Genomic DNA, 15,266 nt, shown 5'->3' on the forward strand with positions numbered 1-15,266 from the left:
GTAACTAACCGGTCGGCCGGTTAGCGATACACTCGCCGGACCACGAGGCGGACGAGACGGCGGGAGCGTTCCGGTGCCCAGGGAGCGAAGTGACACGAAGGCCGACATCAGGGCGGTGGCCCTGGAGCTCTTCGGGTTGAAGGGCTACGAGAAGACCAGCCTGCGCGAGATCGCCGAGCGCCTCGACCTCACGAAGGCGGCGCTCTACTACCACTTCCCGTCCAAGGGCGAGCTCCTCCGCTCGCTCGTGGAGCCGCTGCGACTCGACGCCGAGGACCTGGTGCGGCGGTTCGGTGACGGGGTGAACGATCCGGGTGAGGCCCTTGGGGCCTACTTCGACCTCTGTGTGCGCCACGGCTCCCTCATGCGGGCCCTGCTCAACGACCTGGGCTCGCTCAACGAGGTCGGCCTGGTCGACCTGATCATGGACTGGCGGCGCCGGCTGGACGCCGCGCTGGTCGGCGAGGAGCCGACAATCCCCGCACGCATGGGCGCGGTGGTCGCCCTCGGGGGCATCCAGGACGTCGCCGTCATGTTCCCCCGGGAGGAGGCGGCCGCCCACCGCGAGACCGCGGTGGCGATCGCCCTGGCCGCTCTCAGTGCCGGGGCGGCCTCTATGGACTAGACCAATGTGGCAGGGCGGAGGCCACTGACCGGCTGCGGGTCGCTAGTCTCGTGTCCGGGTCCGGAAACTGTCGGCCCAGACACCGAAGATACGGAGAGATCGTGGCGTCCATCGAGTCAGTCCAGGCGCGGGAGATCCTTGACTCCCGGGGCAACCCGACAGTCGAGGTCGAGGTCCTGCTCGACGACGGGACCATCACCCGCGCTGGTGTCCCCAGCGGTGCCTCCACCGGCAGGTTCGAGGCGGTCGAGCTGCGCGACGGCGGCGACAGGTACGGCGGCAAGGGCGTGACCAAGGCCGTCACCGCCGTCAACGACGAGATCGCCGACGAACTGCTCGGCCACACCCCCGACGAGCAGCGCATCATCGACCGCGCGCTCATCGACCTGGACGGCACCCCGGACAAGTCCCGGATCGGCGCCAACGCCATCCTGGGCACCTCCCTCGCCGTGGCCAAGGCCGCCGCGGAGGAGGCCGGTCTGCCGCTGTTCCGCTACATCGGCGGCCCCAACGCGCACGTCCTGCCCGTGCCGATGATGAACATCCTCAACGGCGGCGCGCACGCCGACAGCAACGTCGACATCCAGGAGTTCATGGTCGCGCCCATCGGCGCCCCGACCTTCTCCGAGGCCCTGCGCTGGGGCACCGAGGTCTACCACTCGCTGAAGGCCGTCCTGAAGTCCCACGGTCTGGGCACCGGCGTCGGTGACGAGGGCGGCTTCGCTCCCAACCTGGAGAGCAACCGCGCCGCCCTGGACCTCATCGTCGAGGCGATCGAGAAGGCCGGGTACAAGGTCGGCACCGACATCGCGCTGGCCCTGGACGTGGCCGCCAGCGAGCTGTTCTCCGACGGCGTGTACACCTTCGAGGGCAAGTCCCGCACCGCCGAGGAGATGGCCGCCTACTACGCGGAGCTCGTCGACGCCTACCCGCTGGTCTCCATCGAGGACCCCCTCGACGAGGAGGACTGGGACGGCTGGAAGAAGCTCACCGAGCAGCTCGGCGCCAAGGTCCAGCTGGTCGGGGACGACCTGTTCGTCACCAACCCCGAGCGGCTCCAGCGCGGCATCCTCGCGGACACCGCCAATTCGCTCCTGGTGAAGGTCAACCAGATCGGCACCCTCACCGAGACGCTGGACGCGGTCTCCCTCGCCCAGCGCAGCGGTTACACGGCGATGATCAGCCACCGTTCCGGCGAGACCGAGGACACCACCATCGCCGACATCGCGGTGGCCACCAACGCCGGGCAGATCAAGACCGGTGCCCCGGCGCGCAGCGAGCGGGTCGCCAAGTACAACCAGCTCCTGCGCATCGAGGAGGAACTCGACGACGCCGCCGTCTACGCGGGCGTGTCGGCCTTCCCGAGGTTCGCCAAGCGCGGCTAGTCTGCCCCAGTGTCCCGCGAATCCAAGCAGCCGCCCACAAAGGCCAAGAAGGCGCCCAAAGCCGACAGGCCTGCGAAGGCCGCTGCCCGGAAGGGCGCCCAGCGCGCCGGTGACGCGGGCCCGAAGGACTCAGGCATGGGCCGCACCTCCCGGGTGCGGCCCATGCTCACCAGCCGCGCCGCCATTCTCGCGCTGGTCGTGTGCGTGATCGCGCTGAGCCTCGCGTATCCGCTCCGCGAGTACGTGATGCAGCAGTCGCAGATCGCGCAGCTCAAGGAGGACCGCGCCCGCATGGAGGAGAACGTCGCCCACCTCCAGGAGCGCGAGGAGGCCCTGGGCGACGAGGCGTTCGTGGAGCGCGAGGCCCGTGCCCGGCTCCACTACCAGTACCCCGAGGAGACCGCCTACATCGTCATCCGGCCCGAGTCCGAGGCCGAGGCGGAGGCGGACCCGGCCGAGCCCACCGAACCCTGGTTCACCGAGCTGTGGCGCACGGTGGAGGAGGCCGACAGCCCGGACCCCGACGCCGGCCCGTAGGCCCCGCGGGCCCGGCCCGTCCGGGTGCGGCGGCAACTATGCTGGGCTGGTCATGACTTCCGCAGATCAGCCCGTTTCGGGGCACACCGACGGCGGTCCCGCGTCCGAACGGGACCTCGCCGCGATCGAACTCCAGTTGGGCCGCCAGCCGCGCGGGGTCCGTGCCGTCGCGCACCGATGCCCCTGTGGCCTCCCCGACGTGGTGAAGACAGCTCCCCGCCTGGAAGACGGCACCCCCTTCCCGACGTTGTACTACCTGACATGCCCGCGAGCCGCCTCCGCCATCGGTCGTCTGGAGAACGACGGCCGCATGCGCCGGATGCAGGAGCGCCTGGGGGAGGAGCCCGAACTCCAGGAGGCCTACACCCGAGCTCACGAGTCCTACCTGGAGGAGCGCGCCGAGCAGGCGCGCGCCGACGGGTTGGAGCCGTTGCCCGAGGGCATGCAGAGCACCGGGGGCATGCCGACCCGGGTCAAGTGCCTGCACGCGCTGGTGGGCCACGAGCTGGCGGCGCCGGGCACCAACCCGTTCGGAGCCGAGGCCCTGGCCGAGCTTCCCGAGTGGTGGGCCAAGGGCCCGTGTGTGTGCGTGGACGAGAACGCCCGCGAGGGCGCTGAAGGGACGGACGCTTCATGAGCGGTGTCGCGGCGATCGACTGCGGAACCAACTCCATCAGGCTGCTGATCGCGGACGTGGTGTTCCTGGGCGACGACGAGGTCCAGGTGGTCGACGTCGACCGGCGGATGGAGATCGTCCGGCTGGGCCAGGGCGTCGACGAGACCGGCGCGTTCGCGCCCGAGGCTCTGGAGCGCACCCTGGAGGCGCTGCGCGGCTACGCGGAGACCATCGAGGCGCACGGCATCGAGCTGGGTCCGGACGCGGTGCGGATGGTCGCCACCAGCGCCACCCGGGACGCCAGCAACCGCCAGGAGTTCGTGGACGGCGTCCGCGCGATCCTGGGTGTGGAGCCCGAGGTGGTGACCGGCCTGGACGAGGCCGAGCTCTCGTTCGTGGGTGCGACGGCCGAGCTGGAGGCGCGGGCAGCCGAGGGCGACGCCGACGCTGACCTCGCCCCGCCGTTCCTGGTGGTCGACATCGGCGGGGGCTCCACGGAGTTCGTGCTGGGCGGCCTGGACGACGACGAGGACCTCGTGCGCGCGGCCCTGTCGGTGAACATCGGCTGCGTGCGGATGTCCGAGCGGCACCTGCGCGACGACCCGCCCACCCGGGAGCAGATCGAGGCGGCCACGGCCGACATCGACGCCGCCCTGGACGAGGTGGAGAAGGTCGTCCCGCTGCGGGAGGCCGGTTCGGTGGTGTGTGTGGCGGGGACCGCGACCACGGTCGCCGGGATCGCGCTGGACCTGCCGGAGTACGACTCGGAGCGGATCCACCACACGCGGGTCTCCGCCGAGGACCTGGAGCGGATCACGGGTGAGCTGCTGGCCTCGCGGCACGCGGAGCGCGCGGAGATCGGCGTGATGCACCCGGGCCGCGTGGACGTGATCGCGGCGGGTTCCCTGGTGCTGTCCCGGGTGCTCGCGCGCACCGGCGCGGACCACTTCACCGCGAGTGAGCACGACATCCTCGACGGTGTCGCGTGGAGCCTCATCGCCCCCGAGTAGAATCAGGGCAAACTGGTACACATAAGGACATAGCCTCCTCGAAGGGACCTTCGGCTGATCCGGAGGGGTCCTTCGAGGGGGTCCGGCAGGGCCCTCGGGTGAGACGCGTCACCCGGAAGACCCTTGTGAATGCATTCACAACCCTCCTGACCTGCACAAACGCCATCGCTTCGCACGTGGGGATGGTGGGAAGGTGGTCGGATGTGAACCTTCCTGCGGGGAGGGGCTTGTGAAAGAATGCACAAGCAGGACGAACCACGGCACGACGGGCCCCCGGTGCGGGGAACCAAAGACCGTGACAGCCTTCGCGGCCCTTGAGGCAAGGGCGCCAAAGATTAACCGTTAGGGCGGAAATGCGATGACCGAGAGCAGGAACTACCGGCTGGTGCACGGCGGCGGGGACGAGGCGGAGATCCCGCACATCCTCATCGTCGGCGGCGGTTACCTCGGGATGTACACCGCGAGGCGACTGGAGAAGAAGCTCGGGTCCGGTGAAGCCCGCATCACCGTCATCGACCCGAACTCCTACATGACCTACCAGCCGTTCCTGCCCGAGACGGCCGCTGGCAACATCTCCCCGCGCAACGTCGTGGTCCCGCTGCGGAAGGTCTTCGACCGCGTCCGCGTGCTGGGCGGCCGCGTCGTGCGCATCGACCACGCCGACAACACCGTCCGCTACGAGCCCAACGTCGGTGAGCCCCAGACGCTCGCCTACGACTACCTCGTGATGGCGGCCGGAGCGGTCTCGCGCACCCTGCCCATCCCCGGCCTGGCCGAGTGGGGCATCGGGATCAAGACCGTCGAAGAGGCGGCCTACCTGCGCAACCACGTGCTCAACCAGCTCACCATCGCTGACTCCACCGACGACGAGGCCGTGCGCGCCAAGGCGCTCAACTTCGTGTTCGTCGGCGGCGGGTTCGCCGGTGCCGAGGCCATCGCGGAGCTGGAGGACATGGTCCGCGACGCGGTCCGCCTCCACCCCTCCATCGACCTCTCCGACGTGAACTTCTACCTCATCGAGGCCGCGGACAAGATCCTGCCCGAGGTCGGCCCGGAGGTCGGCGGCAAGGCGCTCAACCAGCTCCGCCGCCGGGGCATCGACGTTCGCCTCAAGACCTTCCTCGAATCCGCCGTCGACCAGCGCATCAAGCTCAGCGACGGCGCCGAGTTCGACGCGGGCACCCTGGTGTGGACCGCGGGCGTCAAGCCCAGCCCGGTCGTCTCCGCCAGCGACCTGCCGCTCGGCCCCAAGGGTCACGTCGACACCAGCGAGTACCTCACCGTCAACGGCACGGACAACGTCTTCGCCGGCGGCGACAACGCCCAGGTCCCGGACGGCAACGGCGGCTACTACCCGCCCAACGCCCAGAACGCGGTCCGCCAGGCCCCGGTGCTCGCCGACAACGTCATCGCGACCCTGCGCAACGGCAAGCTCAAGGCCTACCAGCACAAGAACCTCGGCGCCGTGGCCGGGCTCGGCCTGCACAAGGGCGCCGCCCAGCTGTTCGGGAAGATCAAGCTCAACGGCCGCCTCGCCTGGTACGCGCACCGCTCGTACCACCTGCTCGCCGTGCCCACCTTCAACCGCAAGCTGCGGGTCCTCTCCGACTGGACGCTCGCCTTCTTCCTGCGCCGCGACTTCGCCGCGCTCCCGGAGATGTCCGAGCCGCGCCAGGCCTTCGAAGAGGCCAGCCAGCCCCAGGTGGAGGACGGCCGCCTGCGCCGCGTGAGCTGACCCGCGCGACGCCTCCGGGCTCCAACACGAACGAAACGACCGGTTTCCTCGCGAAGCCGGTCGTTTCGTGTCCCCATCCGGCCAAGCCGAACCAAAGTGGGCAATCGGCCCGGCCGGTATGATGGGCCACGCCCTCGTAGCCCAATGGAAGAGGCAGGCCCCCTAAAAGGGTCACAAGTGTCGGTTCGAGTCCGACCGGGGGTACTTTGTTTGCTTTGGGTCTCCGCTTTGGTGTGGTGTGGGTTCAGGCGTGTTTTCTTTGCACCTCCGCTTCGCTTCGGTGCGTGTTCGGCGCCTTTGCAGAGGGATGTGGGTTCAGGCAACACAGCATCCTCGTCCACGCCTGGCTCGTTCCTCGCTGGCGGCTCGACTCGTCTTGCAGAACCCTCTCCGGCGCTCGAACGGGGCACCCCCTTGTGGCTGAGGTGTACGGACGGGACTCACGGCCCGTGGCTGAGGGGGCGGTCGGCACTGTGGCTCAAGGGCGCTCTCCGCCTGGTCCGCTCAGCCCTGTTCCATGAGGAGCTGGAGCTGGGTGAACAGGCGCTCGCCCGGGTCGGAGAGGTCGATCCCGCTCACCGACGCGGCGCGGCGCACCCGGTACCGGAGCGTGTTCGGGTGGATGTGCAGCCGCTCGGCGGCGGCCCGTGCGTCGCCGAAGGCCTCCAGGTAGGCCAGCAGGGAGTGCACGAGGTCGGCGCCGCCCGCCCGGTCGTACTCGATCAGGCGACTCACCCGGGGATCGCGGAGCGACGGGTCGGCGCGCAGGTGCGCCAGTGTCTCGCTAATGAGCACCCGGGAGCGCACGTCGGAGATCGTGGCGACCTCCCAGTCGGTGTCGCCGTCCAGGTCGCGGCCCATCGCGTCCAGCACCCGGTCGGCCTCCCCGCGGGACTCGGGGACGTCGCGCAGCCGCTCCACCAGCGACCCCACGGCGGCCTGCACGCGCAGGCCCAGGGCGGCGCGGGCGGCGGCCACGGTCTTGCGGGTCAGTGCCAGCACCGACTGCTCCACACCGCGCCAGCCATCGCCGTGGGGGGTCCGTGCCAGGTCGGGGAGCAGCACGTACACGCGGCCGCCGAGCTCGGTCACCAGGGAACTGCGCCGGTAGGCGGCCGTGTGCACGGACACCAGGTCGATCAGCTGGCGGCGGCGCAGCTCGCGTACGGGCCGGTCCGGGCGCTCACCGTCCGCGCCCTCGGGCTCGGCCTCGGGCTGGCTGAGGGAGAAGGCCGCCACCAGGGCGGCCCGTTCGGTGTGCACCTCGACGGTGTCCGCGAGGGCGCTCGCGTCGATCCTCCCTTCGAGCAGGCTGGACAGCAGGTCCTCGCGCAGCCGGAGCCCGGCGCTGGTCTGGGTACGCTGCCGGATCATCTGGAGCGCGGTCGTCCGGGCGGCGCCGAGAAGGGCCTCCTCGGCGTGCTGGGAGAGGGGCTGGGAACCCTCCTGCACCCAGATGGCGCCGAGCGGCTGGCGTCCCGCGTGGATGCCCACCGCCAGGCGACGGCGGATGCCGAGTTCGGGATGCTCCTCGATCCGGACCACCTCCTCGCCCGCGCGGAGCTTGGTGAACACGCCCCACTCCCGCAGGAGCGCGAGGTAGGACTCGGGTCCCTGGCGGCCGAGCACGGACAGGCGACGCAGCTCGTCCACCTCGGCGCCGCTGGAGTAGGCCAGGACCCGGCTGGCGGAGTCCTCGATGCTCACCAGACCGCCGGTGAGCTGGGCGATGGTCTGCGCCATGGAGAACAGGTCGCCGCTGGCCTCGCCCAGGTCCTCGGAGGTGGTGAGCCGGGCGTCGTCCACGATGTTCTGGCAGACGGACTGGAGCTGGTCCCAGCGCACCTCGGGCCGGACCGCGAGGAGGGCCACGCCGCTCTCCTGGGCCTCGGCGCGCAGGGTGCGCAGCTCGTCGGAGCCGGACCTGGACCGGCGGGACTCGGAGCTGGGCGGGATGGTCTCCTCGGCGGGGGCGTACCCGCCCGCCTTGACCGCGACCGCCGTCGCCCCCTGCGCGGCGAGCGCCCGGACCAGGCGCCGGGCGGCTCCGCCGCGCACACCGATCAGGAGGACCAGGTCGCCCTCGCGAGCCTCCACCCGGTCCTCGGGGTCGATGATCACGACGTTGTCCACCTGGACATCAAGCCCGTCCGGTGCGGCGGCGACGTCCAGGATCGGGTCGCCAAGGGCCAGGAGGAGTCTGCGCAGGGGCAGGCCCGCGCCTTCTTCACTCTGTGATCCTGAATGACCAGGCATCATGTGGTTCCTCACCGGTCGGGTCCGGGAACCGACACTACTGGAGGAGTGGGGGAGCGGCGCCGGGGCTCATGTGCCCGAGTTTGTTCTGGTGAACAAATAAGGCTGGCAAAGAGTGGCCCGTCCCACAAGGTCGGCGCGGGGCGGTTCTGCGACTGTTGAATCAGTCAACCCTGCTCATTCAGGGACATTCTTTCCAGGGAGGTGCCCATGGACGCCGTGACCAACGTCCCGCAGCCGGTGAACGAACCCGTTCTCACCTACGCGCCCGGGAGCGCGGAGCGCGCAGAGCTCGTCGCCAAGCTCGAGGAGCTCGGTCGCGAGAGCATCGACCTGCCGATGCGCATCAACGGCGAGAGCCGTATGGGTGGCGGCGAGCCGATCGACGCCGTCCAGCCGCACAACCACGCGTCCGTCCTGGGCACCATGCGCAACGCCACCCACCAGGACGCCCGCGACGCCGTCGCCGCCGCGAAGGCCGCCGCCCCCGCCTGGCGCGCCATGTCCTTCGACGACCGCGCCGCGATCATCCTCCGCGCCGCCGAGCTGCTCGCCGGCCCCTGGCGCGCCACGATCAACGCCGCCACCATGCTCGGCCAGTCGAAGACCGTCCAGCAGGCGGAGATCGACTCGGCCTGTGAGCTCATCGACTTCTGGCGCTTCAACGTCGCCTACGCCCGTCAGCTCATGGAGCAGCAGCCCCTGAGCGTGCGCGGGGTGTGGAACCGCATGGAGCAGCGTCCGCTGGAGGGGTTCGTCTACGCGATCACCCCCTTCAACTTCACCGCCATCGCGGGCAACCTCCCCACGGCCCCCGCCCTCATGGGCAACGTAGTCGTGTGGAAGCCGTCCCCGACCCAGCAGTTCGCCGCCGAGCTCACCATGCGCCTCCTGGAGGAGGCCGGGATGCCCCCCGGCGTCATCAACATGGTCACCGGTGACGGTCTCGCCGTCTCGGACATCGCGCTCAACGACCCCGAGCTGGCCGGTGTGCACTTCACCGGTTCCACCAGGACCTTCCAGCACCTGTGGAAGAGCGTCGGCGAGAACATCTCCAACTACCGCTCCTACCCGCGCATCGTGGGCGAGACCGGTGGCAAGGACTTCATCGTCGCCCACCCGTCGGCCGACCCGGAGATCCTGCGCACCGCCATCGTGCGCGGCGCCTTCGAGTACCAGGGCCAGAAGTGCTCCGCCGCCTCGCGCGCCTTCGTCGCCCGCTCGGTGTGGGAGAAGACGCGCGACGACCTGATCGCGGAGACCGAGGCCCTCACCATGGGCGACGTCACCGACCTGTCGAACTTCGTCGGCGCCGTCATCGACCGCCGCTCCTTCGACAAGCTGGCCAAGGTCCTGGAGGACGCCAAGTCCGACCCGACCCTGACCATCGTCGCGGGCGGCACCGCCGACGACTCGGTGGGCTACTTCGTGCGACCCACCATCATCGAGGGCACCGACCCGACCAACGACGTGTTCCGCACGGAGTACTTCGGCCCGGTCATCGCCGTCCACGTCTACGAGGACGACGCGTTCGAGGACGTCCTCAAGATCGTCGACGAGGGTTCCGCCTACGCCCTGACCGGCGCCATCCTGGCCAACGACCGCGCCGCGGTGGCCAAGGCGACCGAGGCCCTGCGCTTCGCCGCCGGCAACTTCTACATCAACGACCGCCCGACCGGCTCCATCGTCGGTCAGCAGCCCTTCGGCGGCGGTCGCGCCTCCGGCACCAACGACAAGGCCGGTTCCGCCCAGAACCTGTCCCGTTGGGCCAGCCCGCGCGCCATCAAGGAGACGTTCGTCGCGCCGACGGTCTCCTCCTACCCCCACCAGGGGTAGTCACCCGGCGGTCGCCCCCTCCTTCCGTCCGGAGGGGCCGCCGCCACCACGGGACCCGCTTTCCGAGCACCGGGAAGCGGGTCCCGGCCCCCCGAGGAAGCCATTGCGCGGACGCCGTCCGCGCGGATCGCCCGCGCCAGCCCCTTCGGCTCGCGCACGTCTCTTCGAGGTCACCATGCTTCGTAAGCCCCTGCTGCTCGCCGCCAGGTCCGCCACCTGCCGGAAGATCGTCGAGCGCACTCCCATGACCCGGGCCATGGTCACGCGCTTCGTCGCGGGCTCCAGCCAGGAGGAGGCCCTGCCGGCCGTCCACGAGCTGGCCAAGGACCGCTACGTCACGCTGGACTTCCTGGGTGAGGACACCACGGACCTGTCCCAGGCCACCGCCACGGTGACCGCCTACCAGGACCTCCTCGCCGCCCTCGGTGAGGCCGGTCTGGGCGACCGCGCCGAGGTCTCCGTCAAGCTGTCGGCCGTCGGCCAGTTCCTGAACCAGGACGGCGAGAAGATCGCGCTGGAGAACGCGCGTCTGATCGCTGAGGCCGCGCAGGCGATCGGCACCACGGTGACCCTCGACATGGAGGACCACACCACCACCGACTCCACGCTGGGCATCCTGCGCGAGCTGCGCGAGGACTTCCCGTTCGTGGGCGCGGTGCTCCAGGCCTACCTGCACCGCACCGTGGCCGACTGCCGCGACCTCAGCGGCGCGGGCTCCCGGGTGCGCCTGTGCAAGGGCGCCTACGACGAGCCCGAGTCGGTGGCCTTCCGCGACAAGCACGAGGTCGACCGGGCCTACGTGCGGGCGCTGAAGGTCCTCATGGAGGGCGACGGCTACCCGATGGTCGCCTCGCACGACCCCCGCATGGTCGCCATCGCCGGTGAGCTGGCCGCCGCCAACGGCCGCGGCGCGGACGACTACGAGTACCAGATGCTCTACGGCATCCGGGACGGCGAGCAGGTCCGCCTGGCCGCCGAGGGCAAGCGCATGCGCGTCTACGTTCCCTACGGCGACGAGTGGTACGGCTACTACATGCGCCGCCTGGCCGAGCGTCCGGCCAACATGCTCTTCCTCGCGCGGTCCCTGGTGACCCGCAACTAGGAGTGGGCGTCACCACGCGCGACGCCGACGGGGCCCGTGCCGACCTGAGTCGGCGCGGGCCCCGTTTCGCAACGGTGACCTTGGCTCCGGAACCCGTGGTCCGGGCCGTACGTTACTTTGTGGGCAGCAATCCACGCGTGAAAGGCCATTACTAGACATGCGGATGCGGAGTTCCAACCCCGTCCTCAAGCGGGCGCTTCAGCAGCAGTCCGGACCCCAACAGGGTTACGGACAGCCCGGCTACGGTCAGCAGGGCTACGGGCAGCAGGGTTACGGACAGGCGTACCCGCAGCCCTACGGCCAGCAGGGTTACCCCCAGCAGGGCTACCCGCAGCAGGGCTACCCCCAGCAGGCGCAGGCCGAGCAGCCGATGACGATCGACGACGTCGTCGTGCGCACCGGCATGACCCTCGGCGCCGTCGCGATCTTCGGCGTCATCAACTACTTCCTCTTCTTCTCGGGCAACCCGGGCCTGGCCATGGGCCTGATGTTCCTGGGCATGATCGGCGGGCTCATCCTGGGCCTGGTGATCGCGTTCAAGCAGATCACCAACCCGGTCGCCATCCTGGCGTACGCGGCCCTGGAGGGTCTGCTCGTCGGCGGTCTGTCCGCCGTGCTCGGCAACATGCTGTCGATGCAGATGGGCGACCCCTCGGCCGGGACCTCGCTGGTCTCCCAGGCCGTGATCGGCACCGTCGCCGTCTTCGGCGTGATGCTCGCGCTGTACAAGTTCCGCATCATCAAGGTGACCGACGGCTTCGTCAAGGCCGTCTCGTACGCCGTGATCGGCGCCGCCGCGCTGATGCTGGTCAACTTCGTGCTCAGCTTCTTCATCGCGGGCGGCATGGGCCTGCGCGAGCCCACCTGGCTGGGCCTGGGCATCGGCATCGTGTTCGTGGTCCTGGCCGCGCTCACCCTCGCCATCGAGTTCCGTGGCATCGAGGAGGGCGTCAACGCCGGGATCCCGAACAAGTTCGCCTGGCAGTTCGCCTTCGGCCTGACCGTCTCCCTGGTCTGGCTGTACATCGAGATCCTGCGCCTGCTCTGGATCATCAAGACGATGTTCGCGGACTAGCGGGTACCGCTTCTCGCGACGAGGGGCCGTCGCCCGGGTTCTGCCCGGGGGCGGCCCCTCCGCCGTGTCGGTCGGTCAGGCGGACTTCGGGCGGGGCGACGGTATGGAGCGGTTCCGGCGGCGGCGGTCGTACTCGGTGACGATCGCGTGCGCGTAGCCGTGGGTGAGGTCGTACTCGTCGGCGAGCCAGCGCGACCGGTCCGTGGGGCGCAGGAGACCCGGTCCCTGGTCCAGCGAGTCGAACCACTCGTGGAGTCCCCGGCCGGTCACGACCGGGATGCGTTCGATGAGCTTTGCGTGGATCTCCGGCGAGTGGGTCACCGTCATAGGCACCTCCGCAGCGCGTTGAACGTGTGGCACGTACCTGTGACCCTGCATCAGGATTCCGACGGGGACAAGACCCGGCCACCAGCTTTTACCTTGGTGGAGTGGGAACGTTTGCCCCCGGGACATCCGTAGGCGATACGGGGGTCCCACGCGGTCCGCGGACACGGAAAGGGCCCCGGAGCGGCTCCGGGGCCCGCACACGGCGAAGGGCGCGCCCTAGCTGAGGCGCTCGAAGACGGCCGCCATGCCCTGGCCACCGCCCACGCACATGGTCTCCAGCCCGAACGTCCTGTCGTGGAACTGGAGGCCGTTGATCAGCGTGCCGGTGATGCGGGCACCGGTGCTGCCGAACGGGTGGCCCACGGCGATGCCGCCGCCGTTGACGTTGAGCTGGGAGTCGATGTCGATGCCCAGCTGGTCGGCGGAGGGCAGCACCTGGGCGGCGAAGGCCTCGTTGATCTCGGCCAGGTCGATGTCACCGATGGCCATGTTGGCGCGGGCCAGGGCCTGACGGGAGGCCTCGACCGGGCCCAGGCCCATGATCTCGGGGCTGAGACCGGTCACGCCGGTGGAGACGATGCGGGCCAGCGGGGTGATGCCCAGCTGCTTTGCCCTGGTGTCGCTCATGATCACCAGCGCGGAGGCGCCGTCGTTGAGCGGGCAGGCGTTGCCCGCGGTGACGGTGCCGTCGGGGCGGAACACCGGCTTGAGCTGTGAGACCTTCTCGTAGGTGGTGCCGCGTCGGATGCCGTCGTCGGTGCTGACCACCGTGCCGTCGGGCAGGGTCACCGGGGTGATCTCCCGCTCCCAGAAGCCGTTGTCCAGCGACTTCTCGGCGAGGTTCTGCGAGCGGACGGCGAACTCGTCCTGGCGCTGGCGCGAGACGCCGGTGATCTCGGCGACGTTCTCGGCGGTCTGGCCCATCTCGATGTAGGCGTCGGGCAGCAGGCCGTCCTCGCGCGGGTCGGTCCAGGTGCCCTGGCCGCCCTCCTTGCGCTTCTCGGTACGGGCCCTGGCGTCGGAGAAGAGGGGGTTCTCGTTCTGCGGGTTGTCGCTGCTGCCGTTGACGAAGCGGCTGACGGTCTCCACGCCCGCGGAGACGAACACGTCGCCCTCGCCCGCCTTGATGGCGTGGTACGCCATGCGGGTGGTCTGGAGGGAGGAGGAGCAGTACCGGGTGACGGTGGTGCCCGGGACGGTGTCCAGGCCCAGCTGCACGGCGACGATGCGGGCCAGGTTGAAGCCCTGCTCACCGCCGGGGAGACCGCAGCCGAGCATGAGGTCGTCGATGCTCTTCGGGTCGAGCTCGGGGACCTTGGCCAGGGCGGCGCCGACGATCTGGGTGGTGAGGTCGTCCGGACGCAGGTCCTTGAGGGAGCCCTTGAAGGCTCGGCCGATCGGGGAGCGCGCGGTGGCGACGATGACTGCTTCGGGCATGTTCTTCGTCCTTGTTCGGGTCACGGCGAGACTTGTTACTGACCAGTTAACCCGTCCGGTGCTCCCGCGCGCCACCCGGGGTCGGCCTGGGCGCGTCCTCCTCCTCGGGAGGTTCGGGCGGTGTCGGCCGTGCTCCGGAGCCGAGGCGGAAGGGCCCCCGGACCAGTGCCGTCCACCGGCCGTGGACCCCGCTCGGAGGCTGGTCGGAGACGCGCGTGACCTCGGTGCCGGGGGTCTGCGCGGCCACCACGGCGGCGCGGTCCAGGGGCAGGACGCCCTCGGTGCGCTCGGCCTCGTCCAGCTCCGGCAGCAGGCCCAGGGCGGCGCAGGCCGAGGGCAGGACCACGAAGGCCGCCTGCGCGTACCCGCGCGCCGACGGGTGGAACCGGTCCGGTCCGAACATCAGGTGGGGGTCGGAGCGGAAGTCGTCCGCGAGGACGTCGCTCAGGGAGACGGTGCGCCCGCCCGCCTCCGTCACCGCGATGGTCTGGGCCGCCGCCAGCTGCCGTGAGGCGCGGCGGGCCACCGACCTCAGCGGCCAGCCGATGGGGCGCACGGTGCCGAGGTCGGGGCAGGTCGCCACCACCACGGGGGTGCCCAGCCCGACCAGTTCGGCGGTGACCTCGCGCAGCGCGGCCACGGCGTCGTTGGGGCGGATCCGGCGGATGACGTCGTTGGCGCCCACGAAGACCACGGCGACGTCGTAGCGCTTCTCCGGGAGGCGGGCCTCGGACCGCTCCACCTGGGAGTCGAGGTCGGCCGAGGTGGCACCCGGGCTGGCCGTGCAGCGCAGCCGCACCGGGCGGTCGGCGGCGGCGGAGAGGCCCGACGCCAGGAGCGCCCCCGGCGTCTGCCGGGACTCGCTCACCGCGAACCCGGCGGCCGTGGAGTCACCGAGCATCAGCAGGCGCAGCGGCGGCCCCGTGCCCTCTCCGAAGACGCCGTCGGCCCTGGGCCGGTCCCAGGGGGTGTGGCCGATCGCGTTCTTGGCCAGCCGGGCCTGGAGGTAGAGCAGGGCGACGGTGCCACCGCCCACCAGTGTGAGCCCGCCGCCTCCGAACGCGGTGGCGGCGGCGATGCGCCGGGCTCGCGCGGCTCGCAGCATCGGTACCCCCCGGAAGCGTCCGACCAGCCAGTTCTCCCCACCGACGTTACCGGCGGGCCTCCCCGGGGTCACGTACCCGGAGGGCACACAATCGGTGCCCGGGGGCCATCCATGTCGATCGCTCCGGTACGGGGTACCGGTCCACTGGTCCGAACCGGTCCACACCGCGCATCGGGGCCTTGATCCAGGTGAGAGGCGCGAGACCGGTGAAATCGGCTTA

13 protein-coding genes and 1 tRNA gene are annotated in these 15,266 nt (G+C 70.5%); 10 read left to right on the top strand and 4 right to left on the bottom strand.

Annotated elements, in window-relative coordinates; genetic code table 11:
* The first annotated feature begins 73 nt into the window (after nucleotides 1–73).
* From ACRWK8_RS18830 to ACRWK8_RS18860, 7 genes are all read left to right on the top strand, one after another.
* Complete coding sequence (locus tag ACRWK8_RS18830) at nucleotides 74–625, top strand: TetR/AcrR family transcriptional regulator (protein ID WP_431871884.1); 552 nt, start codon at nucleotides 74–76, stop codon at nucleotides 623–625.
* Nucleotides 626–726: 101 nt separating this feature from the next.
* Nucleotides 727–2,010, top strand: a complete 1,284-nt coding sequence (eno, locus tag ACRWK8_RS18835) for a phosphopyruvate hydratase (RefSeq protein ID WP_378745283.1) — start codon at nucleotides 727–729, stop codon at nucleotides 2,008–2,010.
* A 162-nt stretch (nucleotides 2,011–2,172) separates the two neighbouring features.
* Complete coding sequence (locus tag ACRWK8_RS18840; RefSeq protein WP_378745531.1) at nucleotides 2,173–2,547, top strand: FtsB family cell division protein; 375 nt, start codon at nucleotides 2,173–2,175, stop codon at nucleotides 2,545–2,547.
* A 52-nt stretch (nucleotides 2,548–2,599) separates the two neighbouring features.
* Nucleotides 2,600–3,184, top strand: coding sequence for a DUF501 domain-containing protein (locus tag ACRWK8_RS18845; protein ID WP_431871886.1), 585 nt, complete (start codon nucleotides 2,600–2,602; stop codon nucleotides 3,182–3,184).
* Complete coding sequence (locus tag ACRWK8_RS18850) at nucleotides 3,181–4,173, top strand: Ppx/GppA phosphatase family protein (protein ID WP_431871888.1); 993 nt, start codon at nucleotides 3,181–3,183, stop codon at nucleotides 4,171–4,173. Before ACRWK8_RS18845 ends, ACRWK8_RS18850 begins: the two co-directional genes overlap by 4 nt.
* 358 nt (nucleotides 4,174–4,531) lie before the next feature.
* Nucleotides 4,532–5,908, top strand: a complete 1,377-nt coding sequence (locus ACRWK8_RS18855) for an NAD(P)/FAD-dependent oxidoreductase (protein ID WP_378745300.1) — start codon at nucleotides 4,532–4,534, stop codon at nucleotides 5,906–5,908.
* A gap of 130 nt (nucleotides 5,909–6,038) precedes the next feature.
* Nucleotides 6,039–6,112: transfer RNA gene (locus tag ACRWK8_RS18860), tRNA-Leu, on the top strand.
* Between the two features lie 300 nt (nucleotides 6,113–6,412).
* Here ACRWK8_RS18860 and ACRWK8_RS18865 read toward each other — a convergent pair.
* Nucleotides 6,413–8,164 carry a helix-turn-helix domain-containing protein gene (locus tag ACRWK8_RS18865; RefSeq protein ID WP_378745536.1) on the bottom strand — a complete coding sequence of 584 codons (1,752 nt, stop codon included), beginning with the start codon at nucleotides 8,162–8,164 and terminating at the stop codon, nucleotides 6,413–6,415.
* A gap of 210 nt (nucleotides 8,165–8,374) precedes the next feature.
* Between ACRWK8_RS18865 and pruA the strand changes: the two genes are divergently transcribed.
* From pruA to ACRWK8_RS18880, 3 genes are all read left to right on the top strand, one after another.
* Nucleotides 8,375–10,000: an L-glutamate gamma-semialdehyde dehydrogenase gene (pruA, locus tag ACRWK8_RS18870; RefSeq protein WP_378745305.1), complete on the top strand. Its 1,626-nt coding sequence runs from the start codon at nucleotides 8,375–8,377 to the stop codon at nucleotides 9,998–10,000.
* Nucleotides 10,001–10,175: 175 nt separating this feature from the next.
* Nucleotides 10,176–11,102 carry a proline dehydrogenase family protein gene (locus ACRWK8_RS18875; protein ID WP_378745312.1) on the top strand — a complete coding sequence of 309 codons (927 nt, stop codon included), beginning with the start codon at nucleotides 10,176–10,178 and terminating at the stop codon, nucleotides 11,100–11,102.
* 157 nt (nucleotides 11,103–11,259) lie between these two features.
* Complete coding sequence (locus tag ACRWK8_RS18880) at nucleotides 11,260–12,177, top strand: Bax inhibitor-1/YccA family protein (protein WP_378745321.1); 918 nt, start codon at nucleotides 11,260–11,262, stop codon at nucleotides 12,175–12,177.
* A gap of 75 nt (nucleotides 12,178–12,252) precedes the next feature.
* Here the strand turns inward: ACRWK8_RS18880 and ACRWK8_RS18885 are convergent, their stop codons facing one another.
* The 3 genes from ACRWK8_RS18885 to ACRWK8_RS18895 all read right to left on the bottom strand — a co-directional run bounded on the left by ACRWK8_RS18885 (nucleotide 12,253) and on the right by ACRWK8_RS18895 (nucleotide 15,046).
* Nucleotides 12,253–12,504 carry a DUF4287 domain-containing protein gene (locus ACRWK8_RS18885; RefSeq protein WP_378745326.1) on the bottom strand — a complete coding sequence of 84 codons (252 nt, stop codon included), beginning with the start codon at nucleotides 12,502–12,504 and terminating at the stop codon, nucleotides 12,253–12,255.
* A 216-nt stretch (nucleotides 12,505–12,720) separates the two neighbouring features.
* Nucleotides 12,721–13,941, bottom strand: a complete 1,221-nt coding sequence (locus tag ACRWK8_RS18890; protein ID WP_378745333.1) for an acetyl-CoA C-acetyltransferase — start codon at nucleotides 13,939–13,941, stop codon at nucleotides 12,721–12,723.
* Between the two features lie 46 nt (nucleotides 13,942–13,987).
* Complete coding sequence (locus ACRWK8_RS18895) at nucleotides 13,988–15,046, bottom strand: SGNH/GDSL hydrolase family protein (RefSeq protein ID WP_378745338.1); 1,059 nt, start codon at nucleotides 15,044–15,046, stop codon at nucleotides 13,988–13,990.
* Between the last annotated feature and the right edge of the window lie 220 nt (nucleotides 15,047–15,266).

Source organism: Nocardiopsis eucommiae (assembly GCF_965344335.1).
Taxonomy (GTDB): Bacteria; Actinomycetota; Actinomycetes; order Streptosporangiales; family Streptosporangiaceae; genus Nocardiopsis; species Nocardiopsis eucommiae.